Raw genomic sequence first — 23941 nt, 5'->3', positions numbered from 1 at the left:
TTATCCTTGTCGATCAATTAAAACTTCGCTTAATTCTCTCAAATAAGATTTGCGTTCTTCTGGAACATCAATTTGATCCAAATAGCTGTGCGCTTTATTTGTATATTCTCTAATTAATGTCGAAAGTTTACGGTTTACATTCAGTTTTCTGAATAATTTTTCTACCGCATATACCTTATCAATATTATCTGTATTTGAACTATACCAATATAATAATTCCTCTTTTTCTTCTTCGTTTGCCGCTTCTAAAGCAGAAATGTAAAGAATCGTTTTCTTATTTTCGAAAATATCTCCAGCGTGTTTTTTACCTAAATGTTCAAGGCTACCAAAAACGTCCAAATAATCATCTTTCAATTGATACGCGATTCCTAAATTCAAACCATATTGGTACAATTTATCCGAATCCTCTTCCGAAGCATTTCCAATCATTGCACCTAATTTCAAAGCACAACCAAGTAAAACACTCGTTTTTAGAGAAATCATTTTAATGTAATCTTCATACGAAACATTCAATTTTGTTTCATAATTCACGTCCAATTGTTGTCCTTCACAAACTTCTAAAGCAGTTTTAGAAAATAATTTTGTCGAACTTTTAAATAATTCTGGTTCTAAATCTTCTAAATATTGATAGGCTTTTACCAACATCGCATCACCAGAAAGAATCGCTGTATTTAATCCAAATTTTTCGTGAACTGTTGCTTTACTTCTTCTTAATGAAGCATTATCCATAATATCGTCGTGCATCAACGAGAAATTATGAAAAAACTCAATCGCTAACGAAGGTTTCAATGCTTTTTCAACTTCACCATCAAACAAATCAGTTCCCAATAAAGTCAAAATTGGACGAATTCTTTTACCACCAATATTCAAAATGTAATCCATCGGTTCGTATAATTCTTCTGGATTTTTAGAAAATGGATTTTTATCGATTGTTTCGGCAATTAATTCGTGAAATTTATCAAATGAGTACATAGTTTGATTTTTGTAAAAATTAAGTTTTGGCAAATATAACTAAGAATGATTGATTTTGGGTTGTTTTCTTTTATTTTTGATTGAACCTAAAAATTCGATTCCGACAATCAAATACAAAAGAATTTGACCAATAATCGCCGCAATAAAATAAGGATGACCTTTTTGTAAAACAATCTCAGCACTTTGCGACGAAGGAATTGTCCAAAAATAAGTGGAAACAATTATTAAAAGCAACGCATTAAGCCTAAAAATCCAAATTTTATTCATTTTATATGTTCCAAAATGGATAAATAAAGCGCACAAAAAAGTATAAGCCAACACCTCAAAAAATTCGTTCAACACAAATTGTTCTCTAAATAAGCCAAAAATATCTTTGTGACTTACAAACAAAAATTCTTCTGGAACAAAGTAACTCCAATGGTTTGCAATAAAAAATAAAACAAGATTTAACATCAAAACAATCGTCAATTGATCTTTGAATTGATCAACAAACATTGAATAATACTTGAACTTTGAGATTGATTTCTTTGATTTCATTTAACGAAACAATTCACTTACAATTTGATACGATTTTCGTTTTGCTTTTTGATCAAAAACATTTGTTGAAACCATCATTTCATCAACTTTAGATTCAAAAATAAATTCATCAAAACTCTGCGCCAATGCACCTTTACTTCCAATAAAAGATAAAGCTGTCATTCCTTTTAGCATATATTTTTGCTCAGGCGAAGCTAATTCTAACTGTGTTTTTTCTGGCGGAACAATTGGCTGACGTTTATCTGTAATAATATTCAAAAAACCTTGGTACATCGACATCGATAAATAATGTGCTTCTTCGTCTGTATTCGCCGCAATTACATTGACACAAGCAATCGTATATGGTTCTTGCAAAAATTCTGAAGGTTGAAATTGAGAGCGATAAATATCTACCGCATTATAGAATTGTTGTGGCGCAAAATGACCCGCAAACGCATAAGGCAAACCTAATTTAGCCGCCAAAAAAGCCGAATCTGTACTTGATCCCAAAATATAAATCGGCACATTTGCTCCTTCTCCAGGAATTGCACGCACCTTACTTTCTTTATTATCTAAACTAAAATAGTTTTGTAGATTTTTGATTTCAGCTTCAAAATCGTAATTCATAAAATTATCGCCTCTACGCAAAATAGACGCCGTTAATTGATCTGTTCCTGGCGCACGACCTAAACCTAAATCAATACGATTTGGATAAAGTGCATCTAATGTTCCAAACTGTTCTGCAACAGATAAAGCAGTATGATTAGGTAACATGATTCCTCCCGAACCAACTTTAATTCTTGAAGTTCCATTTGCTACATAACCTATTAATAAAGAAGTTGCCGCACTCGCAACATTTTGCATATTATGATGTTCGGATAGCCAATAACGACTATATCCTATTTCGTCGACAAATTTTGCGTTATCTAACGTGTTTTTGAACGTTTGATTTAATGTATCCCCTTCTCTCACATAAGCCAAATCTAACACCGAGTAATTTATTTTTCTCATCCGTTCTTTTCTAATTAAAATATGAAACTAAATTACAAAGAAAAAAATTCAAAAAAAATTCCTCCATAACATACATTACGGAGGAGATAAATTTGATAATTGGATTTATAAATAGGTTTAAGTAGTCGAGAGTGTAAAGTTTTTAATTAATAGTTTGATGATAGATTAGTAATCTTTCGAGATACTTAATTCAAAAATAGATAATTAAAAAAATAAATACACAATTTAGGGGGGGACAACTGGGGGGACATTTCGTATTCGATTAAATATCAAATATTTGAAAACATATTAAATCATCGAAATAATTCGAATTTTTGTTAAGATTTACAATTTTTTCGGTCTATATTTGAAAAAATAATATATTGAAAGTTTCTATTTTTTTTACGCTCCTACTCTTTCCTTTTTTATTTTTATCATCATTTAGTTCAATTAATAAAAATGATGAAAGAATTCTTATTGAAAAAATCATCGAACAGAATAAAAATGTGACAGATTCTATTCAATTGCAAAATAATTTCAAGAAATTAGATATTTCATCAACTTCTTTTTTATCAAAAAGTCTAAAATCAATTTATCAAGTTTATTTAGCTAATCTTTATGCGCAAACCAACGATAAATTAAACAAAAAAAGTAATTCGTTATTTGAATCTGCATTGAAAGTTTCAAAAAATGTTAACTCTCCAGAATTACAAATTTGGGTGAACACACAATTCGGGTATTACTATTATAATTTTAGTCAATATCAAAATGCTTATCCATATTTTATGGAAGCATCAAAACTTCTTGACTTAACAAAAGATGAGGATATTTTCTCTAAAAGTGATGTTTACAAAAAGAATGCATTTTACTTTATGAATGTAAAAGAGTTTGATAAAAGTGAAAAATATCTTTTGTTAGCTTTAAAATATACCAACAAAAAAGACGATGAATATGGAACAATTCTGAATGCGATAGGTCATGTTTTTATGAATAAAAATAATATTAACAAAGCAAATAATTACTTCGAGTTAACAAAAGAATATGCAATTCAAAATAAGGATGAAATTCGATATGCAAAAGCTTTAGGTGATATTGCGTCTATAAATATTCTCAATAAACAGTACGATTTAGCGATTGATAATTTGAAAAAAGATATTGAAATTTCTAAAAAATTAAAAAACGCTAGAAATTTAATGTATGCTAATATTCAATTGGGAAAATTGTACTTGCAATTAGATCGAATTGATGATGCTAAAATAATTTTGAATGAAGCAAAAGATTATGCTTCTCAAAAAATTTATTTGAACAGTTTTGAATATGATATTTATAAAATCTTATTAGAAATTGCTTTAAAAAACAATAACACCAATGAGGAGTTACTTTGCCGAAGAAAATTGGATGAATTGGAATTAGAATTGCAAAAAACAGATGGTCAAAATGTGATTAATGAAATTAATTGGAAAATTCAACAAGAGAATTTTAACTTTAAATATGAAGCAGAAAAAGCAAAACAAGAAAAAACAACCATCCTAAAAAATGCATTATTTCTTATTTCTTTTCTATTAATCATCATCATTTTAGTTGTAATAATTTCTTATCGTAGAAAAATAAAAATACAAAATTCCACATACGACAATAAAATATTATCTATTCAAAATGATAAACTTAAGTCTGAAAATAAATTAAATAAAACTGCTCAAACTTTAGAATCATATAAAACTTATCTGTCTGAAAAGAATAAACAAATAGTTACATTAAAGAATGAAATCAATTCGATTTCTAATTCAAGTGCCACAAACAAAGAAAAACAATATAATGAATTAGTTAATCTCTTAGATTCGCATTTGATGACGGACGAAAGTTGGGGTAATTTCAAGAATATTTTTGCCCATGAACAAAACGATTTTGTAAAGTATCTTTCTCAAAATTTCCCATCTTTAACTGAATCTAATTTGAGAACTATTTACTTGTTAAAATTAGGCTTGAACAATTTAGAAATTTCTCAAATCTTAGGAATTTCTGCAGATTCAGTCAAAAAATCGAAACAGCGCTTAAAAAAGAAATATGAAAATTTTGAGTTGATTTTTAAAGATAATGATGATTAAGAAACAATTATTCAATTCTCAACTTATTCAAATTACTTCGATAACTTTCTAATAATAAACTTTCCGTTACATAACCTTCAAATTTACCTTTTTTAGTGAGTAAAATATAATCTATTTTTTTTGCTTCCATCATTTTCATCACGTTTGCAGCATTCGTAAAAATAGATGTCGAAGTTGCTTCTGTAATACATTCTAAGTAGCTTTTATCAATATTATCATTAAAAATAAATGATCGAATATTATCTAAAACTATAACTCCATGAATCGATTTATCTTCGTTTAGAACTGGAATAAAGTCTTGTGTTGTAGTAGAAAAAATTTCTTTTATATCTTCAATTGAATTGTAAACTGTCAATGTTTTGATATTCTTGATATAAATCGAAAACAAATCAATTTTATTGAACAAATTTCGGTCTTTATCAGATGTAAAAACAATTCCTTTTTCTGCTATTGCGTATATATCCATCGAATATTTGTCGTATCGTTTTGAAATTGCAAAACTTATCGAAGAAACAATCATCAAAGGAATAATCAATCCATAACCTCCCGTAATTTCGGCTATTAGGAAAATCGCTGTTAATGGGGCGTGAAACAATCCACTTAAAACAGCTGCCATTCCAACAACTGTAAAATTACCAACAGGAACTTCTTTGAAACCAATCAAGTTAAAGAATTTTGCAACAAAAAAACCAAGATATGACCCAACAAATAACGAAGGTGCGAAGTTTCCTCCGTTTCCTCCACTTCCTAAAGTTAAACCTGTTGCAATAGATTTGATTAAAATTGTGACAAAAACAAATCCTAAAACTATCCATTGATTCGTTCTAAAACTCTCTAACAATGAATTATTTAAGATAAAACCAGCTTCATCATTTGCTAAATATTTTATACTCTCATAACCTTCACCAAATAATGTTGGGAAGAAGAAAATCAATATTGCTAAACTTCCGGCACCAACAATCGCTCGCCAATATACATTATCCGAATAATTCCCTATCAAATGTTCAACTTTACGAAATAATCGAGCATGATAAACTGAAACAAACCCCGCTAAAACACCCAAAATCACATAGAAAATAACATTATGATAATCAAATCCTAACGCATAACGAAAGGATAATAACATATTGCTTTTTAAAGTTAAATTAGCAATTAAAGCTCCTGTTGCAGAAGATAACAATAAAGGAATAAAAGCAGTAACACTCATATCCGCTAATACAATTTCTATCGCGAACAAAACACCTGCAATTGGCGCATTGAATGCTGTCGCAATACCAGCTGCAACACCACAAGCCAACAAAAGTGTTCTTTCTTTGTATTTGAATCTGTAATATTGTGCATAATTAGAACCAAAAGCTGCACCAGTAATTGTAATTGGGGATTCTAAACCAGCCGAACCACCCATACCAACTGTTAAGGAACTCGTTAAAATCTGAGCATACATCTGTTTTTTAGGCATTATTCCAGACTTTTTAGCTACAGCAATCATAATTTGAGAAGTTCCCTTTTCTATCGAACCATCCAAAAATTTCTGTACTACAAAAACCGTCAACAAAATACCTATAATTGGCAATATACTATTGATATAAGGTAGTTTGACTAAATTATTAATATAAATAGTAAATTGAAAAACATTGTGCGCAAAAGTTTTTAGCACAATCACTGCAAAAGCAGATGAAATAGCTACTAAAATACACGATAAATACAAAAATTGTCGCTCTGTTAAAACCAATTTTAATAGATTCAACAAGTTTTGAAAAAAATTAAATGATTTTTTAATGTATTGAAAAAACTTTTGTTTTGTAGAAAGTCGCATACTTCAAAAATAGTGTACCTTTTGTTTATTGCCTAATTTAACTGCCACGAATTACACAAAAAGTAAACCAATAATACATAAAAGAATAAAATTTTTGAGAAAAAAAATAATTAATCATCTAATAACTATTTAATGCTAACAACTTCAATGATCTATAAACATTCACTTTTATAAATTATTTACTTTTCTATGATTCACTAAATAAAAGAATATTCATTAAAAGCATTTTTACAATTAATAAAATAACTTATTAATAATAAACACTTTAAACTTTATTATTTCAGAATAAACATTTACATACATAACTAAACAGCAATTGATTGAGAATAAAATATAATTTTATAATTCAATGAATTAACACTTTAAAATAATGAAAAAAATTTACTTCAAGCTTATTGGTTTAACCATGGGTGTATTTATGTTAGCTAGTAATAAAACTAATGCACAAGTTTATGTTATTGGGAATGGAGAATATGCTACAAGTGTATCAAATGATGGAAATGTTGTTGTTCTTTTTGGATTGGACAATAACTATTATTGGACAAAAGACAAAGGTGTCCAACAATTAGGAGAAATAGTACCAGGAAGTTATAATGGTGGTGTATCTACAGTTACAGCTGACGGAAAAATAATTTCTACTAATGTAGTTGATCCCAAAACAGGTATTAATCAAATTGCTACTTATAATTTAGAAAAAGATGAGTGGAATTATTTAGGAGGTCTTGGTAAAATTGTCGATAGTGAAACAAGTTCTGTATGGGGAATGACAGGAAATGGATCGGCAATAGTTGGAATCGCAAGTACATCCGACGGATATGGTCACGCTGTTAAATGGACAAAAGAAACTGGTTTAGTTGATTTAGGCTCGACTACTCCAAAATCAGCATCTAGAGCAAATGCAATAAGTGAAGACGGAACAATGATTGCAGGATGGCAAGATGATAAAAATGGAGCCAGATATGGAGCTTATTGGAAAAATGGAGTACAACATTTAATAAAAGACAATAATGGAAATCCTGTTTACGAAATTAGTTCTGTTTCGGGAGACGGAAAATGGTTATTAGGTTCTCAATTTGAATATGCAATGAAATGGAGCGAGGAAACTGGAGTACAATTAATTGAAGATTCTAATGCAGATCCATTTTATGTTGGAGCGGCTACAGCTACAAATTATGATGGAAGTGTAATTGTTGGATATTACAGAGAATTTCCTGGACCTGCAATGATGGGTGATGGATTTATTTGGACAAAAGAAACAGGAAAAATCAGTTTAGATGAATATGTAAAAAATCTAGGATATGATAATTTAGGAATTACCTTTTCTTTACCTTATGCAATATCTAAAGACGGAACAAAAATTGTCGGTGTAGGAAGAACAACTGAAGAAGCAGTTTCTTTTATGATTTCTCTTCCTAAATTAGGAACTTCAGAAGTAAATAAAGTTCAATATTCTGTTTTTCCTAATCCTACAAGTGATATAATAAACATTGAGACAAAAGGAAAATTATCTTCATCAATATTATATAATATGACTGGACAAAAAGTTCTTTCTTCTAATGAAAAACAACTTAATATTTCGTATCTACCTAAAGGTACTTACGTTCTAAAAACAATTATTGATGGAAATGAAAACACTAAAAAAATTATTAAAAAGTAAATTTTATTAATCAATATTTAACAAGCCAGAAATTAATTTCTGGCTTGTTTATTTATTACTATAATATTTTTAATAAAAATTATTCAAATCAATTCAAAGAATTTCCTTAAAATCATTTAACTAACAATACACGTAAAGTTATGTTAATCAATGTTTTATTCTTCGTAATTAAAGAAAACAATATAACTTTATCCAAAACAAATCATCCTCAGTTAATAAAGTCTAAATTTATCATTCAAATTAATTAACACAGAAATTCATTATGAAAAAAATTTACTCAAAACTTAAAAGTTTAGCTGTATTATCAGCTTTAATTGGGGGAACAAGCTTTGTTAATGCACAAGTTTATGTTGTTGGAGATGGTCAAACTGCATACAGCGTATCAGACAATGGAAAAGTTGTAGTATTAAACACAGTTGATAATAATTTTTATTGGACACCAGAAAAAGGTATTCATTTATTAGGAGAAATTGCTTCTGACACTTCAAACTCAGGGCATCCATTGGTTACTGCTGATGGTAATAAAATTGCTGTAATGGTTGCTAAACCTGAAACAGGTGTAAACCAAATGTCTATTTATGATATCGAATCTGACACATGGAAATATCTAGGCGGACTTGGGGGAGTTTCAGATAACGAAACAAGTTCTGTTTGGGGAATGAGTGCTGATGGAAAATATATTTCGGGATTAGGTGCTACTAAAGACGGAAGTTTTCATGGTATTGTGTGGAACGAAGCAACTGGATTTACAGATTTAAAAACTGATGGCGAGTATTATTCTCGTGCGAATGGAATTAGTGATGATGGTAAAATTGTTGTTGGTTGGCACGATACTGACTTTGACCGTTGGGGTGTTTACTGGGAGAATGGTGAAAGACATCAAGTTTTAGATCAAGACGGATATGAAGTTCTTGAATTAGCAGGAGTTTCTGGTAATGGAAAATGGATGATTGGAGCAACGGGAGAAGATGTAGCTATGCGTTACAGTAAAGAAACAGGCGTACAATTGATAGAACATCCTAAACAAGGATTCTATTTTAATGGAGCTGCAACAGCAATAAATACTGACGGTAGCGTTATTGTAGGTTTTTATAGACCTTGGCCTGGACCTGCATTCATGGGGGAAGGATTTATTTGGACTGAAAAAACAGGACGAGTTGAATTAAATGAATATGTAAAATCTCTTGGTTATGATGATTTAGGTATTACATTCGCATTACCTCTAGGAATGTCTAAAGATGGAACTAAAATTGTTGGTTTAGGCAAAACCGATGAAGGTGTTGTTTCTTTCCTTATTTCTTTACCTAAATTAGCTACTACAGAAGTTAATACAGTAAAATTTGATATATATCCAAACCCAAGTTCAGATGTTATCAATATAGAAAGTAAAGGAAAAGTAACTGCTTCTGTTTTATACAATATGGCTGGACAAAAAGTTCTTGATTCTGATATGAAACAAATCAATATTTCTTCTTTACCTACAGGAACTTATATTTTAAAAACTACTATTGATGGTAAAGATGTTACGAAAAAAGTAATGAAAAAATAATTTACCTTAATTCATATCATAAAAAATCTCGAGCAGATGCTTGAGATTTTTTTATTTAATTAATTTTCTTATTTCGATTTTATTTTAGGAATTATTACCTGTCAAATCTATAAAAAGATAAAAGATACGCCTATCAATTTTTCGAAAGGAACTTTAATAGAGATCGCTGCAATTACAGTTTTGGCAATCTTTTTTTACTTCCACAATGATGTTGCGAGAGCTTTTCGTTACGGAATTTATTATTGGATTCCGATGGTTGGAATTGTCTTAGTTTTTGCATTACAAAAAGGTTTATTTTCGAGAATACTTCAACATAAAACATTGGTTTATTTAGGTGAAATCAGTTTTGCGTTTTACATGATTCATATGATTGTGATAAAATATGGAAATCAATATTTACCTAAAATCAATGATTTCCAGAAAATTGGAATTTATTTTGTAATTGCTTTAATTCTAAGTGCATTAACGTTTGAATATTTTGAGAAACCCGTTGCGAAGTGGATCAAAAATAAAGTGAAGTAGTAGCGAGCATTTCTAGAAAATTAATTCAAATAGTTGATTATAATTGAAATTGTAACAACGATAATTGAAACAACAATCAAAATATCTAAGTAATTTATTTTTTTCGAACCAAAATTTGTTGTTCGTTTGCGTTTTCGTGAATACACTATTTCTTTGTTCATTTTTTTAAAAGAAAATAAGCCGCGAGCTACCACGACTTATTTGTCAAATAATTAATAGTACATTATATAGTTTATAGTAATCCTATTATTGGTACTTGTAACAGCTTCCTGTTTTCTTTGCCGATTTACCTGTCATTTTATCAGATAATAATAGAATAAATGGACATCTAACTTCTGCAGCTTGTTGTTTCAAAACTTTTTCTGCACGTTCATCTTTTCCATTTCCAGTTCTGAAGTTAATCATACCTGTTTTAGATTTTAAATCATCTCCTTTTTTCAAACCTGCAACCAAAGATTTATCTTCCAAAATAATCACTTTCCCCCAATCTTTATCGTCAGTAATTTCAATTTTATCAGAAACATCTTCAATACGTGTACTTTTCCCGTAAAATACTTTATTAACAGAATATTTACTCAAAGACTGTATAGCATCTTCTCCATCATACGTATATTCTACCGTAAATTCTCCTACACGCTTAATCTGACCTTCGATAATCTCACCAGAATGTTTGTAAATTTTATCTACTTGTCCAAATGCTAGCGAAGCCATAAGACCTAATCCTAAAATAAAAATGTTTTTCATTGTTAATTGTTTTAAATATTGACTTAATTTTAATTGATCTCTAAAATACTTTCAGTTTCGTTGATTGTAATTGTGGTTTTTAGAGGACTAGATTCCAGTAAACCATAATTTTCTTTTAGATTGGTGGTCGGTTTTTTCAATAAATCAATTAATTGATCAATTGATTCTTGATAGATTTTCTTTTTTGTTGAGCTCTTAACTAAAGAAATATAATACGTCTTATAGTTTTTCTTAATTGGAGCTTCTTTTTCTATTTCTTCTGCAATATTTTTAAAGAAACTAGTTCTATTTTCAGAATTTTTGACCACAATACGTTTTATATTTTTACCTTCAGTTTCTACCTCAATATTCAACGTATATGGTTCAATTTTTACTGAGTTGTACATTACTTTTTGATTTCCAAAATTATCTTCAACAGATGTAGAAGAAACTTTATAAAAATCCTCTAACTCATTTACTCGATTTCCAATAAATTGTTTTAAATTTTTGTAATCCAAATTTTGAGAGAAACCCATACTACACAACAATAGTAATAAAGTAGATAAAATAATCTTCATTTTTATAAATAATTAGCTATTAACACTAGATTTATGTGTTAAATAAATTCTTTGCAAATTTTAGGATTCAGTACTTAAATTCCTACTTTTGCAGGAGTAGTTATGAGGTAGTTTAATGATTACTACCTATGGGTAGTTGAGTTACTTTACTAAATATCAGTCATATAATAAAAATGAATAACAAAACACTTTTAATATTCTTTACTCTATTTTTCACCCAGGTAGGGATAGGAAATACAATAAATTCCGAAATTCTAAAAAAAGAAATTTCATCTTATAATGAAATTGGTTCATTTGATAAATCAATTATCAAATTGGATAGTATTATACATTCTAAAAACGTAACGAATTACGATTTATATAATCTGTATTTGTTAAAATATCTTACATATAAAACATTATTAAATTATCCAGAAGCAGAAGAAAATTTAAACGTTGCTGAAAAATATGGTTTAAAGAGTGCTAAATACAAATCCGAAGTTGAGACAAGAGTTTTGATTGAACGAATCTTTATCCAATTTGATTATTTAAAATATGATAAGGTTGAGGAATTGCTCGAAAAAGTAAATAAATCTAATTTAAAATATTTGGATGCCGAAACGTTTGGCTTTTATATTTCTGTTATAGGCACAATGAATAGTATAAATAAAAATTATATTCAGGCAGAAAAAGATTATTTGGAAGGGATAAAAATTTTGAAGCAAAAATCTCCCAAACATTTACCTAATATTTATAGAAAGCTTTTACACTTATATACAGAAACAAAAGACAATAAGAAGGCTTTAGAAGCTTTTAACAAAGGGTTATATTATGCAAAACATTATGGTATAAAACTTTATATTTTGAATATGTACGAATCTCTTACTTGGTATTATGCTCAGAATGAAGATTGGGAAAAAGCATATAAAACAAGATTAATTGTGAATGATCTTGCAACCGATTATGATGCAATTAATCAAAGTGGAAAATTACAAAATTTAGAAAGAGAAATCATTAACAAACGAAATGATTTAGAAGTTCGAAATCAGAAAAATATCCGACTATTTCTGGTTATTATTTCTGCAATTTTGATCATATTATTAATTGTTCTTTATAAATTCTACAAGATAAACATCGAAAAAAGAAAACTTGTTGAAAATGAAAATGAACGGATGAGAAATAAACTTTCTAATTTGATTAATCATTCAAATAATGCAAATCAAGTTGAAAAGAAAATCATTTTAAGTGATTATAATCTTTCGGAAAGGCAATTGGATATCATCGAATTAGTAAAAAAAGGATTTACAAATAAAGAAATTGCAACTGAACTCTATATTTCTGAGAATACAGTGAAATATCATTTGAAGGTTATTTACAATACTTTAGGAATAGAGAGTCGTAATTCGTTGTAAATAATAAAAGTCTACTCATATAAAATGAGTAGACTTTTTGTTAATTAATTATAAAGCTATTTTATTATTTCTTTATAATTTTTTTAGTTTCAATACCATTATCTGTTTCGATTTGAACAATATAAATACCAGATTTCAATCCTTTCATTCCAATTATTGATTGATTATTCACTTGTTTTACAACTTGTCCTAAAGTATTTAAAACCGTCACTTTATTAATCTTATTATTCAAATTAGATCTCACCTCAAATTTATCTTGAACTGGATTTGGATAAATAGAAATATTCGAATTAGTGATGCTAACTTCTGATGTCATCAGATTTTCTTTTTCAAATTCAGTTTTGATATAATATAAGTTAGCCGTATCGCCTTTTGTAATTTTATTTTCACCAATAGGAACATCATTTATAATTACAATACCATCTTTTGCTACATAATTTACGCCATTAAGTTTTATCTTACCATTAAAACTTGGATCAAGAACCAATGTTAAAGTTGATTTCTTTTTAGTCGTATAACTAATAACTGTTGCAGATTCTATTTTCAGACGTTTTGTAAAAGTCAACTCATCATAAGTGGCCGTTCCATCTGTTGAATTAATATTAGCCGTTCCAGAAAATGTATAAAACTTACTTGATAAACCGTTTATTGTAAAGTTATGCGTTTCTACGCTTGCACTTGTTTCATCTGTATCAATTGTAATTGTTCCCGTTGCTGAAATTGGTGTTCCTGTACCAATAGTTTTAACCGTAAAACTTGTATCTGAAGTTGGTATACCAAATACCAATAATGTTTTTGTCGAAATATCTTTCGTAAAATCTATTCCATTTGCAGGAAGTCCAACTATTTCTAAATCACTTGCTGTTCCTCCCCAAACAAAATTCATTGGTTCTATTGCTGTATTTGATTTTACTGTCTGATCATTATTAGTTGGTATTACTAATGTGTGCGTACTTACAGGTGTATAATCGATACCTTGAACATAAACCAATGAGGATTTATAATTTTTCAATAAATTCATCAATGCCTGATTTACTGCGTACGATTTATCATCAACAGAATTATCAAACGTAAATTTTATATCTCCTCCCTGTACTCTACCTGCATATTTCATAATTTTATCTTTTGCGATACTTGGTTCATCAACTATCAAATTCTTTACATAAAATGAAGAATTTGTATCAAAATTATTATAAACCGAAGCTCCTTTCAAAGCTTTAATAGAAGAACTTAATACTTCATCTCTTGTTTTTGAAACATAAGCATCAAACTGAATAGGATTTGAAGATGCATCGTAAGGCAAAAATGAATTAGCTCCTTCTATATAATTATTAAAAGCTTTTATAATTCCGCCATCTTCATTAGAAAAAGTTCCTGTTGAATTAGATGCGATATCACTTCCTTGTTTAGAAATCAACATAGGATATTTTGAATTCCTGAAATAATTGCCTTCAGCAAAAATAGAAGCACCCATAGTCGTTCCAATACCATATTTAGAATTACCATCGTAATAATTATTATAAATGTGAGTTGTATAAGTTCTTACACGAGGATGTCTAGAATCTGAATGATCAAACCAATTATGATGGTAAGTTGCATAAGCATTAACTGTATTCGCTTCGCTCAAACCAAGCAGACTTGATTTACCATTATCCCAAAAATGATTATACGAAAAAGTGATATAGCCAGATTTTTTTGCATCTAAAGCTCCATCTCCTTTTTCTTGATCTGCATCTTTTCCAGGAAAACCATAAAATAGGTCATTATTATGTACCCAGATATAATCATTGGATTGTTGCAAGCTTATATTATCTCCTTCAGCTGCATCAGTTAACATAAATCCTAGATTACGAATTTCTACATTTGAAGCATTTTTAATTCGTACTCCCCATCCATTTGCTACAGCATCTATTCCAACACCTTCAAATGTGATATAACTTCCACTATTATTGTTATTTTCTATAACAATATCTCCATTCAACATGTATGAAAAATCAGTTACATTTCCTAAAAGACGTACAACAAGAGGTCTCGTATCTTTTCCTTTCTTAAAACCATCTAAGATATTTTGTAAACCAACACAAGGATTACTATTTGCCCCAGTAACATTCAAACTTATAGAGTTCTTGTTATCCTCTGAAACATACAAAACAACCGCATCATTTTTTAATGTTCCATCAAAATTATACGCTCCTGGCGCTCTATTGTTACTATGTGCAAAACCATTACGGTCATAAGGTAATACAGTTACATTACTTGTGACAACATTCTCTTTTTCAATACCATTTAAAACTGATACTATTTTAAATGTATATTCTCCAGAAGCTAATCCTAAAATATCAGCTCTGAAAAAAGATCCGTAATTCCTTATTAATTGAGTATCTATTTTTTTATTAGTGATTCCGTTACCCGAATAATATACATTGTAACTATCAACTGTTTCTGAGGGAGGATTCCATTTAACATAAGCAGATTCTAACCAACCTGCTGATTCAGTAACATTAACTTTTTGAGCGGATAAATTAATTATACCTAAAACTCCAAAAGCATTTAATAAAATTTTTTTCATAAATAGTGTTTTAATTGTAATCGATTACATAATTATCTAAATTTTTACTTTCACACAAAATCACATCGTGTATTTCATACAATATTAATAATTATTTTAAATTATTAATAAAAAACAGTTGAAAATAATTATTCTATTAATCAATAACTTATATAATTATTCACACATTTATTTTAAAGCGTCATATTTACACTAATTAGATGAATTTTATTGGAAAATTAAATAATATATTTAACTTTATGCAAACGATTACATTAATATAAATCACAAAAAAAATTGAAATTATGAAGAAATCTTTAATCTTTTCGGCATTATCTTTAACGATAATGTCACTTAGTGTTAATGCTCAAACATTAACTAAATCATGGGACTTTAGTACATGGAATAATGAATCTACTGGTTATTCTGAAACTAAAATTATTGATAACCTAGGCTTATTTGCTGGCGCAAGTGTTACAAATATGGGAGTTGTTGAAAGCAATAATGCTACATTTCCAGACACATGGAAAGGAACGAAGCGATTAAAATTAAACGGAGGAAGTTACGAAACTACTGAAACTTCTTTTATCTCTCCATCGAAAAGATATTTATTCTTTTCTGTCACAGAACCAGTTAAAATAAAAGTTTGGTTTAAATCAGGAAGCTCTTCTGGAACGAGAACATTATATATAACAGATGGAAAAGAAGTTATTAGTAAAATTGATGTAAATGGTAATGACAATATTGCAACCGATTACATTGAGTATAAGGGAGGTGCAGGAACTATTTATTTAGGAGGTGATCAAGCTTTAAATATATATAAAGTAGAAGTTTATGACGGAAAGCTAGGAACAACCTCTACTCTATCAACAAAAAACGTATCAACAAAAAATTCTGTAAAAGTTATAAGTTCTAATGGAAAGATTTTTATTTCCAACTTAAAAAACACAAATACTAAAATCAATGTCTATAATTTCTCCGGAAGTTTAGTAAAATCTTTAAGCTCTTCTCAAGACATTAACTTTGATTTAAATAATGGAAATTATATAGTTAATATTCAATCTGATGATGAAGTTACCTCAACAAAAGTTATTGTAAAAAAATAATCTCATAAAAAAATCTCGCAATTGCGAGATTTTTTTATTTATTCATTTGTTTCAATATACTTAATGTTTTTTTATCGACTTGATCTGCATAAAAAAACTTCAAAACATCTTTGATAATTTTTTCTTTCGGAACTATGAAGTTGAATAATGTCAAACTTGATTTCAGTTTCATTGCATCATTTTTTCCGAAAATTAATTGCGGAATTACGCCTTTATGTTGCATTAATAATACAGATAAAACTTCTAAATAATTTCCCCAAAGTTCTTCATCTTTCACAAAAGCTCTCGCCTCTTCTTTCGAAGAAATCGAAAATTCTAATGACGAATCACTCGAACCTAATCCAACTAATTGAGGAAACATAAAAACAATCCAATTTGTTTGCTTTTTTCCTGCATGAACTTCCATTAAGATTTCATCGTAGACAAAACTTTGCGCATCGTGAAATCGTTTCAAATTAAATTTATCGTGAGGATCTTTTTGTTTCAGTAAATCTCCTATTTTCATATTGTAAAGTTAAAAAAATACCTCACCAAATTGATGAGGCATTTTATTTATTTTATAAGTCGATTACATTCTTTCTGGAACACCAATTCCTAACAAGCGTAACGAATTCTGAATTGTATTTGCAACCCATTGAGAAAGATATAAACGGAAATTTTTCACGTTTTCATCTTCATTTTTCAAGATTGGGTTATTTTGGTAGAATGAATTAAATAATTTCACCAACTCATACACATAATTTGCAATCAAAGCAGGGCTCATTTCTGTTGCTGCTTTTTCTATCGTATCTTCGAAATCGTATAATGCACGAATAATTTCTTTTTCTGCATCATTCAATTCAATTGCATTTGCATCAAATTCTTTTGGGGATTCTTTTCTCAATAATGACTGAATACGCGCAAAAGTATATTGAATAAAAGGTCCTGTATTTCCATTAAAATCAACAGATTCTTTCGGATCGAATAAAATACGTTTCTTAGGATCTACTTTCAAAATGTAATATTTCAAAGCACCCATCGCAATTGTTTCGTACAACTCAGCTTTTTCATCATCAGACATTCCGTCTAATTTCCCTAATTCTTCAGAAATCTCTTTTGCTGTATTATAAACTTCTTGCATCAAATCATCTGCATCTACAACTGTTCCTTCACGAGATTTCATTTTTCCGTTTGGTAAATCAACCATTCCGTAAGACAAGTGATGTAAAGCATCAGCCCAAGAATAACCTAATTTTTTCAAGATTAAGAACAAAACTTTGAAGTGATAATCTTGCTCATTTCCTACAACATACGTTAATTCTTCTAACGTTGGATTATTTTTGAAACGCTCTACTGCAGTTCCTAAATCTTGTGTGATATAAACCGAAGTTCCGTCTGAACGTAAAACTAATTTTTCATCCAAACCTTCTGCAGTCAAATCAATCCAAACAGAACCATCTTCTCTTTTGTAGAAAACACCTTTGTTTAAACCATCTTCAACAATATCTTTTCCTAAAATGTAGGTATTCGATTCGTATAAATATTCGTCAAAAGCAACACCAAGACGTTTGTACGTTTTAGCGAAACCATCATACACCCAACCGTTCATTTTTTGCCAAAGCTCAATAACTTTTGGTTCATGTGCTTCCCATTGACGCAGCATTTCTTGTGCTTCTAAGAAAATTGGAGCTTCTTTTTTCGCTTCGTCTTCCGTTTTTCCTTGCGCTTCTAATTCTTTGATTTCTTGACGATAATGTTTGTCAAATTCCACATAATATTTTCCAACCAAATGGTCGCCTTTCATATTTGCAGATTCTGGCGTTTCACCATTTCCAAATTTTTCCCAAGCAATCATCGATTTACAAATGTGAATCCCACGATCATTGATAATTTGTGTTTTAATCACATTATTTCCTGCTGCTTCAATGATTTGAGAAACCGAAAATCCTAACAAATTATTACGAACATGTCCTAAATGCAAAGGTTTGTTTGTATTTGGCGATGAATATTCTACCATTACCGTTCTCGAATTTTCATCAACTTTTGTAATTCCAAAAGTTGAATTTTGAGCATTTTGAGTAAAATTTTCTAAAAATTCTACTGAACTTAAACTCATATTCAAGAAACCTTTTACAACATTAAACGCTGTAATTTTATTATTTTCAACCAAATTTTCACCGATTTTAGAACCGATTTCTTCTGGTTTACCTTTCAAAGTTCTGATTAATGGGAAAACAACCAATGTATAATCACCTTCAAACTCTTTCCTTGTAAACTGAATTTCAACAGATTCAGGGTTAATTTGATAAACGTTTTGAATCGCTTCTAAAACATTCTGCGTGATGTATTGTTTTAAACTCATTTTATTCCTTTTTACTTAATCGAAATGCAAAAGTACGAAGTTTCAACGAATTTGAACGGATTGCACATTGAGTTTTTAAGAAGTCATCAAGAAAACTTATCTTTGCAAAATGAAAGCTACATTCGCGGATTTCGAATTAACAAAACAATTGAGTTCGGCTTTAGAAAAGTTGAATATCACAACCCCTACTCCAATTCAAGAAAAATCATTCAAACCGATTCTTTCTGGACGAGATATAATGGGAATTGCCCAAACAGGTACAGGTAAAACAATGGCTTATTTATTGCCTTTGTTAAATACATATCAATACTCTAAAACGAATCAACCAAAGATTGTTATTTTGGTTCCGACACGCGAATTAGTTGTTCAGGTTACCGATATTTTAGAGCAATTAACAGAATTTATCAATGTTCGTGTTTTAGGAATTTATGGTGGTGTAAACATCAATACACAAAAATTATTGGTGTATGAAGGCGTTGATATTTTGGTTGGAACACCAGGTCGTGTCTTAGATTTGGCGATTGACAATGTTTTATCATTCAAAGAAATGAAAAAATTAGTAGTTGACGAATTTGACGAAATGTTGAGTTTAGGTTTTCGTCCGCAACTGATTCATTTATTTACAATGATGAGCGATAAACGTCAAAACATTTTATTTTCTGCAACGATGACAGATCAGGTTGATGATATGTTGCACGAATATTTCAAAAATCCTATTGAAATTTCGTTGGCTCGTTCGGGAACTCCTTTAGAAAAAATTTCTCAATCAGCTATTTCTGTTGAGAATTTCAATACAAAATTGAATTTAATTGTTCATCAATTAGATGATAAAGCTAAATTTGAGAAAGTTTTAATTTTCGCAAACAATAAAAAACATGCTGATTTAATTTTCAATCATTTAGATGAAATTTATCCAGATGAATTTGGTGTAATTCATTCTAATAAATCTCAAAATTATCGTTTGAGAACAATGGAAGCCTTTACCAGAGATGAATACCGAGGAATTATTACAACTGATATTATGGCTCGTGGTTTAGATATTCCAGATGTTACACATGTAATCAATTTCGAGATTCCAGATGTTCCAGAACAATATATTCACCGAATTGGACGTACAGGACGTGCGGATAAAAAAGGTGAAGCAATTTCTTATTTTTCTGAAAAAGAAATTGAGCGTTTAGATGATATCGAAGCCTTGATGGATAAAGAGATTGAAGAGATTCCTTTCCCTGAAGATGAAGTAAAAATCAATCCTGTAAAACGTGAATTCGAGAAAGATGTTGTAAAAATGAAACAGCTTACAACTGTAAAAATTGAAGAACGTGGTGCAGCATTTCACGAGAAAAAAGATAAAAATAAAAAGGTGAATTTGGGAGGTCCTACAAAACGTAAACCACCAAAATCTAAACCTAAAAACCGTGGTCAGCAAAAACAAAAAGCGAAAGCACGCAAAAAAGGAAAATAAAATGAAAGCGACCGATTGGTCGCTTTTCTTATTTTAAAATCTGTTTGAATTTAGATTTAAATTTTGCAATTTTTGGTCCAACAACTGCCGAACAATATGGCTGATCCGGATTTTCATTGTAATAACCTTGATGATAATCTTCGGCTGGCCAAAATTTATCTAAAGACTCTATTGTTGTAACGAATTTATCTTCATATAAAGTTCCGTTATCAAATTCTTTTAACGATTCTTCTGCTTGCTTTTTTTGTTCTTCTGATGTGTAAAAAATACTCGAACGATATTGTGTACCAACATCGTTTCCTTGTCTATTTAACTGTGTTGGATTATGAATATTCCAAAAAATTTCTAATAATTCTTTGTACGATATCACTTCATTGTCAAAAGTAATTTCAACAACTTCCGCATGATTTGTATCTGTATCACAAACCTGACGATAAGTAGGATTTTCTACATTACCTCCTGCAAATCCAGAGATAGCTTGTTCTACTCCATTTATCGAATTAAAAATTCCTTCCACACACCAAAAACAACCAGCTCCTAAAACTGCTATTTCCTTGCTCATGTCTTCTCTATTTTTACTTATTCAATCAAAAAAAATTCTAATTTATCAGAACCATTCTTATATTTTTATACCAATTGGAAAGCGGTATCATCTTTTACATCACCAATCACAAAAGTACTGTGAGTACTACCAATTACCTTTATTGTTGTTAGTTTATTTACCATAAAATCTCTGTATTCGTCCATATTTTCGAAAGACATTTTAATAATGTAATCGTAATCACCACTTACATGATAACTCGCCTGAACTTCTTTTAAATTCACAATTTCGTTTTCGAAAATCTTGATGTTATCAGCAGAATGTTGTTGTAACTTAATATGGCTAAATACCAAAAGCTCTCTGTTAATTAATCTTCTATTTACAAGCGCAACATATTTAGAAATAATTCCTGACTTTTCTAATTTCTTGATTCTTTCATGAATTGCGGTTGACGATAAATTTAACTTATCAGATAATTCTTTATAGGTAATTTTACTGTTTTCTTGTAGATACATTAGCAGTTGTTGATCGAGAGTGTCAAATTTCATTTCAATTAATTTTTTTCTAAAGTAACAATATTATTTTGAATAATTATCTATATAGAGTAAAAAAAATAAACGTTTACAGAAAATATATTTATAATTTATTAAAACACACCGTTTTTGTTCTATTCTAAAAAAGATAAAAAGTTAAACTCTATAATTTTTATATACTAATAAATGTTAAATATCTTTCATTATTCATATTATTCATTGTATATTTGAGCTCGAAAAAAATCGAGAGGAATGATTTGACTGATTGCAACCTCATAAAACAATTGCTAAAACAGGACTTCAGTTTTCTCCTTTCCTCTATCATTTAAAAAAAGTATAGAAATGTCATATTTATTTACGTCAGAATCAGTTTCTGAGGGGCATCCTGATAAAATTGCCGATCAAATTTCTGATTCAATTCTTGACCACTTTTTAGCATTTGATGCAAAAAGTAAAGTAGCTTGTGAAACTTTAGTAACAACTGGACAAGTTGTTTTAGCAGGTGAAGTAAAATCTAATTCTTACATTGATTTACAACGTGTAGCAAGAGAAACAATTGCTGAAATTGGTTACACGAAAAGTGAATATATGTTTGATGCAAATTCTTGTGGAATTTTATCTGCAATTCACGAGCAATCTCCAGATATTAACCAAGGTGTAGACAGACAATCTGACGAAGAGCAAGGTGCTGGTGACCAAGGAATGATGTTTGGTTATGCTACAAGTGAAACTGAAAACTATATGCCTTTGGCGTTAGATTTATCGCACAGATTATTGAAAGAATTAGCGCATATCCGTAAATACGAAAAAGATTTATTGCCATATTTACGTCCTGATGCTAAATCTCAGGTAACAATTGAATATGATAATGACAACAAACCTGTTCGTATCGATACAATTGTAATTTCTACTCAACATGATGACTTCGCTAACGAAGAAGCTATGAGAGATAAAATTACAAATGACTTAGTAAGTATTTTAATTCCTCGTGTTAAAGCGCAATTACCTGTTCATTTACGCGATTTATTTACAGATAGTATTACTTATCATATCAATCCTACAGGAAAATTCGTTATTGGAGGACCTCATGGAGATACAGGTTTAACTGGTCGTAAAATTATTGTAGATACTTATGGTGGTAAAGGTGCTCACGGTGGTGGTGCTTTCTCAGGAAAAGATCCATCAAAAGTTGACCGTTCTGCTGCTTATGCTGCGCGTCATATTGCAAAAAACTTGGTTGCAGCTGGTGTTGCTGACGAAGTTTTAGTACAAGTTTCTTATGCAATTGGTGTTGCTGCTCCAGTTTCTTTATTAGTAAATACTTTCGGAACTCAAAAAGTTGAGTTAACAGAAGGAGAAATTTCTACAAAAGTTTCTGAAATCTTTGATATGAAGCCTTTCGCTATCGAGCAAAGATTAAAATTAAGAAATCCTATTTACAAAGAAACTGCATCTTACGGACACTTAGGTAGAGATCCAAAAACGGTTTCAAAACGTTTTGAATCTGCTAATGGACAAGATGTTGTTGAAGTTGAAGTTGAATTATTCACTTGGGAAAAATTAGACTTCGTAGATCAAATTAAAACAGCTTTCGGATTATAATCTGAAAATTTTAAATCATACTAAAAAATCCACTCAATATTGAGTGGATTTTTTTATGATTAATTTTTACTAATCGAATTGACTAACCAATATCGTTTTCCTTCTTTGTAAGAAATATTGATACTATCTCTAGAAAGCATAATCAGTTTTGTTGGTGTCCAACCCACGTTTCTTAACGAATTGCTTCCTGTCATTTCCATTTGAATATTTTCTATCGGATCAATTTTTTGAGATGTGATAAAATCAAATTTATATAAATTCTTAGATTGAGAAACTTGCACTAATCCACTATCTTGTACAATTCCTCCTAAAGAATCTTGAAAAATAATAAATCGTCTTTCATATTTTTCTTTATAAATAGTATTCTGGCTATCATCCTCATTATTACAAGAAAATATCATCATTAATAATGAAGCAAAACATACAATCGTTCTCATAAAACATCATTTTATATTTAACAATTTTCAGCTCAAAATATTGTATAAAAAAAGACGCTCACTACTGAACGTCTTTTCTATTATTATTCCTAAAAATTATCTTGTTGCATTTGCAGTCCAAGTTTTACCGTCTTTTGTGTAAAGAATTGTCAATTTAGCATTATCAATTCTAATATAAGATAATTCATCTGCTCCAACACTCACCAAAGTATTGTCACCTTTCTTTTCAAACTCAACACCGTTCAAATCTGGAATTTTATCAGAAAAAGCAAAATTATACTTTGTTCCGCTTGCAATTTTTGTTACAAATACACTACCACTTTGAGTTGATAATGAATTATTCGCGTCTTTATAACTTAAACTTCCTTTGTAAGTTCCTGCAAAAAAATCGTTATTTGCCGGATCGTCATCATCATTACAAGCTGTGAATACAAATAAGGCGAAAAATGTTACCGCCAAAAATTTCAATAGATTCTTCATGTTTTTATTTTTTTATTGGTTATAACAATCAATATTTTCAATTATAATACCATAAAATGTTAAATAAAA

At 29.5% G+C, this 23941-nt stretch carries 21 protein-coding genes; 8 read left to right on the top strand and 13 right to left on the bottom strand.

Annotation, left to right across the window (positions count from 1 at the left end):
* The 3 genes from B2217_RS15955 to B2217_RS15945 are packed head-to-tail and all read right to left on the bottom strand — an operon-like array spanning window position 1 to window position 2499.
* The gene (locus B2217_RS15955; protein ID WP_280051162.1) at window positions 1–972 is read right to left on the bottom strand and encodes a polyprenyl synthetase family protein; all 972 of its coding nucleotides are present in this window, start codon (window positions 970–972) and stop codon (window positions 1–3) included.
* Window positions 973–1011: 39 nt separating this feature from the next.
* Complete coding sequence (locus tag B2217_RS15950) at window positions 1012–1509, bottom strand: hypothetical protein (protein WP_291123165.1); 498 nt, start codon at window positions 1507–1509, stop codon at window positions 1012–1014.
* Window positions 1510–2499 carry an LLM class flavin-dependent oxidoreductase gene (locus B2217_RS15945; RefSeq protein WP_291123163.1) on the bottom strand — a complete coding sequence of 330 codons (990 nt, stop codon included), beginning with the start codon at window positions 2497–2499 and terminating at the stop codon, window positions 1510–1512.
* Window positions 2500–2984: 485 nt separating this feature from the next.
* Between B2217_RS15945 and B2217_RS15940 the strand changes: the two genes are divergently transcribed.
* On the top strand, window positions 2985–4583 hold the full coding sequence (locus B2217_RS15940) for a transcriptional regulator (protein ID WP_185655221.1): 1599 nt from the start codon (window positions 2985–2987) through the stop codon (window positions 4581–4583).
* A 7-nt stretch (window positions 4584–4590) separates the two neighbouring features.
* Here the strand turns inward: B2217_RS15940 and B2217_RS15935 are convergent, their stop codons facing one another.
* Entirely contained in the window at window positions 4591–6399 is a 1809-nt protein-coding gene (locus B2217_RS15935; RefSeq protein ID WP_180904656.1) for a chloride channel protein, read from the bottom strand.
* A 370-nt stretch (window positions 6400–6769) separates the two neighbouring features.
* Between B2217_RS15935 and B2217_RS15930 the strand changes: the two genes are divergently transcribed.
* The 3 genes from B2217_RS15930 (at window position 6770) to B2217_RS15920 (ending at window position 10127) form a co-directional block, all read left to right on the top strand.
* Window positions 6770–8056, top strand: a complete 1287-nt coding sequence (locus B2217_RS15930; protein WP_180904657.1) for a T9SS type A sorting domain-containing protein — start codon at window positions 6770–6772, stop codon at window positions 8054–8056.
* A 262-nt stretch (window positions 8057–8318) separates the two neighbouring features.
* Window positions 8319–9605: a T9SS type A sorting domain-containing protein gene (locus tag B2217_RS15925; RefSeq protein WP_180904658.1), complete on the top strand. Its 1287-nt coding sequence runs from the start codon at window positions 8319–8321 to the stop codon at window positions 9603–9605.
* A gap of 81 nt (window positions 9606–9686) precedes the next feature.
* Entirely contained in the window at window positions 9687–10127 is a 441-nt protein-coding gene (locus tag B2217_RS15920) for an acyltransferase family protein (protein WP_347881526.1), read from the top strand.
* A 246-nt stretch (window positions 10128–10373) separates the two neighbouring features.
* On the opposite strand, the gene B2217_RS15915 is transcribed toward B2217_RS15920, so the two are convergent.
* Together B2217_RS15915 and B2217_RS15910 are read right to left on the bottom strand one after the other, a co-directional pair.
* The gene (locus tag B2217_RS15915; RefSeq protein ID WP_244957947.1) at window positions 10374–10871 is read right to left on the bottom strand and encodes a hypothetical protein; all 498 of its coding nucleotides are present in this window, start codon (window positions 10869–10871) and stop codon (window positions 10374–10376) included.
* A gap of 29 nt (window positions 10872–10900) precedes the next feature.
* Complete coding sequence (locus B2217_RS15910) at window positions 10901–11428, bottom strand: hypothetical protein (RefSeq protein ID WP_180904659.1); 528 nt, start codon at window positions 11426–11428, stop codon at window positions 10901–10903.
* Window positions 11429–11601: 173 nt separating this feature from the next.
* Between B2217_RS15910 and B2217_RS15905 the strand changes: the two genes are divergently transcribed.
* Window positions 11602–12819: a LuxR C-terminal-related transcriptional regulator gene (locus B2217_RS15905; protein WP_180904660.1), complete on the top strand. Its 1218-nt coding sequence runs from the start codon at window positions 11602–11604 to the stop codon at window positions 12817–12819.
* Between the two features lie 64 nt (window positions 12820–12883).
* Here B2217_RS15905 and B2217_RS15900 read toward each other — a convergent pair whose 3' ends face one another.
* Complete coding sequence (locus B2217_RS15900; RefSeq protein WP_291123158.1) at window positions 12884–15388, bottom strand: T9SS type A sorting domain-containing protein; 2505 nt, start codon at window positions 15386–15388, stop codon at window positions 12884–12886.
* Window positions 15389–15672: 284 nt separating this feature from the next.
* On the opposite strand from B2217_RS15900, the gene B2217_RS15895 reads away from it, so the two are divergent.
* On the top strand, window positions 15673–16473 hold the full coding sequence (locus B2217_RS15895) for a T9SS type A sorting domain-containing protein (protein ID WP_291123155.1): 801 nt from the start codon (window positions 15673–15675) through the stop codon (window positions 16471–16473).
* A gap of 34 nt (window positions 16474–16507) precedes the next feature.
* Here B2217_RS15895 and B2217_RS15890 read toward each other — a convergent pair whose 3' ends face one another.
* A complete protein-coding gene (locus B2217_RS15890) occupies window positions 16508–16978 on the bottom strand; it encodes a DUF1810 family protein (protein ID WP_135835150.1) in 471 nt (156 codons plus the stop codon).
* A gap of 63 nt (window positions 16979–17041) precedes the next feature.
* Window positions 17042–18814, bottom strand: coding sequence for an arginine--tRNA ligase (gene argS, locus B2217_RS15885; protein WP_291123151.1), 1773 nt, complete (start codon window positions 18812–18814; stop codon window positions 17042–17044).
* A gap of 109 nt (window positions 18815–18923) precedes the next feature.
* On the opposite strand from argS, the gene B2217_RS15880 reads away from it, so the two are divergent.
* Window positions 18924–20279, top strand: coding sequence for a DEAD/DEAH box helicase (locus B2217_RS15880; RefSeq protein ID WP_180904665.1), 1356 nt, complete (start codon window positions 18924–18926; stop codon window positions 20277–20279).
* 28 nt (window positions 20280–20307) lie between these two features.
* Here B2217_RS15880 and msrA read toward each other — a convergent pair whose 3' ends face one another.
* Complete coding sequence (gene msrA, locus B2217_RS15875) at window positions 20308–20841, bottom strand: peptide-methionine (S)-S-oxide reductase MsrA (protein WP_180904666.1); 534 nt, start codon at window positions 20839–20841, stop codon at window positions 20308–20310.
* Between the two features lie 65 nt (window positions 20842–20906).
* Window positions 20907–21368, bottom strand: coding sequence for an Lrp/AsnC family transcriptional regulator (locus tag B2217_RS15870; protein WP_115001022.1), 462 nt, complete (start codon window positions 21366–21368; stop codon window positions 20907–20909).
* Window positions 21369–21695: 327 nt separating this feature from the next.
* Here B2217_RS15870 and metK point away from each other — a divergent pair, with 327 nt between their 5' ends.
* Window positions 21696–22955: a methionine adenosyltransferase gene (gene metK / locus B2217_RS15865; RefSeq protein WP_180904667.1), complete on the top strand. Its 1260-nt coding sequence runs from the start codon at window positions 21696–21698 to the stop codon at window positions 22953–22955.
* Between the two features lie 59 nt (window positions 22956–23014).
* Here the strand turns inward: metK and B2217_RS15860 are convergent, their stop codons facing one another.
* Window positions 23015–23392 (bottom strand): hypothetical protein, encoded by a 378-nt coding sequence (locus B2217_RS15860; protein WP_180904668.1) that lies wholly within the window; start codon window positions 23390–23392, stop codon window positions 23015–23017.
* Between the two features lie 96 nt (window positions 23393–23488).
* Complete coding sequence (locus B2217_RS15855) at window positions 23489–23872, bottom strand: hypothetical protein (RefSeq protein WP_180904669.1); 384 nt, start codon at window positions 23870–23872, stop codon at window positions 23489–23491.
* Window positions 23873–23941 lie beyond the last annotated feature (69 nt).

It is taken from the genome of Empedobacter sp. UBA7620 (assembly GCF_002484185.1).
Lineage (GTDB): Bacteria > Bacteroidota > Bacteroidia > Flavobacteriales > Weeksellaceae > Empedobacter > Empedobacter falsenii_C.
The sequence above is the reverse complement of the archived record's forward strand: the minus strand, read 5'-3'. Positions and strand labels throughout refer to the sequence as shown.

What these genes read in the sequence shown, in the direction of transcription:
- B2217_RS15900 (WP_291123158.1), bottom strand. Translation starts at nt 15,388, where the DNA reads ATGAAAAAAATTTTATTAAATGCTTTTGGAGTTTTAGGTATAATTAAT.
- metK (WP_180904667.1), top strand. Translation starts at nt 21,696, where the DNA reads ATGTCATATTTATTTACGTCAGAATCAGTTTCTGAGGGGCATCCTGAT.
- B2217_RS15930 (WP_180904657.1), top strand. Translation starts at nt 6,770, where the DNA reads ATGAAAAAAATTTACTTCAAGCTTATTGGTTTAACCATGGGTGTATTT.
- msrA (WP_180904666.1), bottom strand. Translation starts at nt 20,841, where the DNA reads ATGAGCAAGGAAATAGCAGTTTTAGGAGCTGGTTGTTTTTGGTGTGTG.
- B2217_RS15950 (WP_291123165.1), bottom strand. Translation starts at nt 1,509, where the DNA reads ATGAAATCAAAGAAATCAATCTCAAAGTTCAAGTATTATTCAATGTTT.
- B2217_RS15910 (WP_180904659.1), bottom strand. Translation starts at nt 11,428, where the DNA reads ATGAAGATTATTTTATCTACTTTATTACTATTGTTGTGTAGTATGGGT.
- B2217_RS15860 (WP_180904668.1), bottom strand. Translation starts at nt 23,392, where the DNA reads ATGAGAACGATTGTATGTTTTGCTTCATTATTAATGATGATATTTTCT.
- B2217_RS15935 (WP_180904656.1), bottom strand. Translation starts at nt 6,399, where the DNA reads ATGCGACTTTCTACAAAACAAAAGTTTTTTCAATACATTAAAAAATCA.
- argS (WP_291123151.1), bottom strand. Translation starts at nt 18,814, where the DNA reads ATGAGTTTAAAACAATACATCACGCAGAATGTTTTAGAAGCGATTCAA.
- B2217_RS15880 (WP_180904665.1), top strand. Translation starts at nt 18,924, where the DNA reads ATGAAAGCTACATTCGCGGATTTCGAATTAACAAAACAATTGAGTTCG.
- B2217_RS15890 (WP_135835150.1), bottom strand. Translation starts at nt 16,978, where the DNA reads ATGAAAATAGGAGATTTACTGAAACAAAAAGATCCTCACGATAAATTT.
- B2217_RS15915 (WP_244957947.1), bottom strand. Translation starts at nt 10,871, where the DNA reads ATGAAAAACATTTTTATTTTAGGATTAGGTCTTATGGCTTCGCTAGCA.
- B2217_RS15955 (WP_280051162.1), bottom strand. Translation starts at nt 972, where the DNA reads ATGTACTCATTTGATAAATTTCACGAATTAATTGCCGAAACAATCGAT.
- B2217_RS15905 (WP_180904660.1), top strand. Translation starts at nt 11,602, where the DNA reads ATGAATAACAAAACACTTTTAATATTCTTTACTCTATTTTTCACCCAG.
- B2217_RS15870 (WP_115001022.1), bottom strand. Translation starts at nt 21,368, where the DNA reads ATGAAATTTGACACTCTCGATCAACAACTGCTAATGTATCTACAAGAA.
- B2217_RS15925 (WP_180904658.1), top strand. Translation starts at nt 8,319, where the DNA reads ATGAAAAAAATTTACTCAAAACTTAAAAGTTTAGCTGTATTATCAGCT.
- B2217_RS15855 (WP_180904669.1), bottom strand. Translation starts at nt 23,872, where the DNA reads ATGAAGAATCTATTGAAATTTTTGGCGGTAACATTTTTCGCCTTATTT.
- B2217_RS15945 (WP_291123163.1), bottom strand. Translation starts at nt 2,499, where the DNA reads ATGAGAAAAATAAATTACTCGGTGTTAGATTTGGCTTATGTGAGAGAA.
- B2217_RS15895 (WP_291123155.1), top strand. Translation starts at nt 15,673, where the DNA reads ATGAAGAAATCTTTAATCTTTTCGGCATTATCTTTAACGATAATGTCA.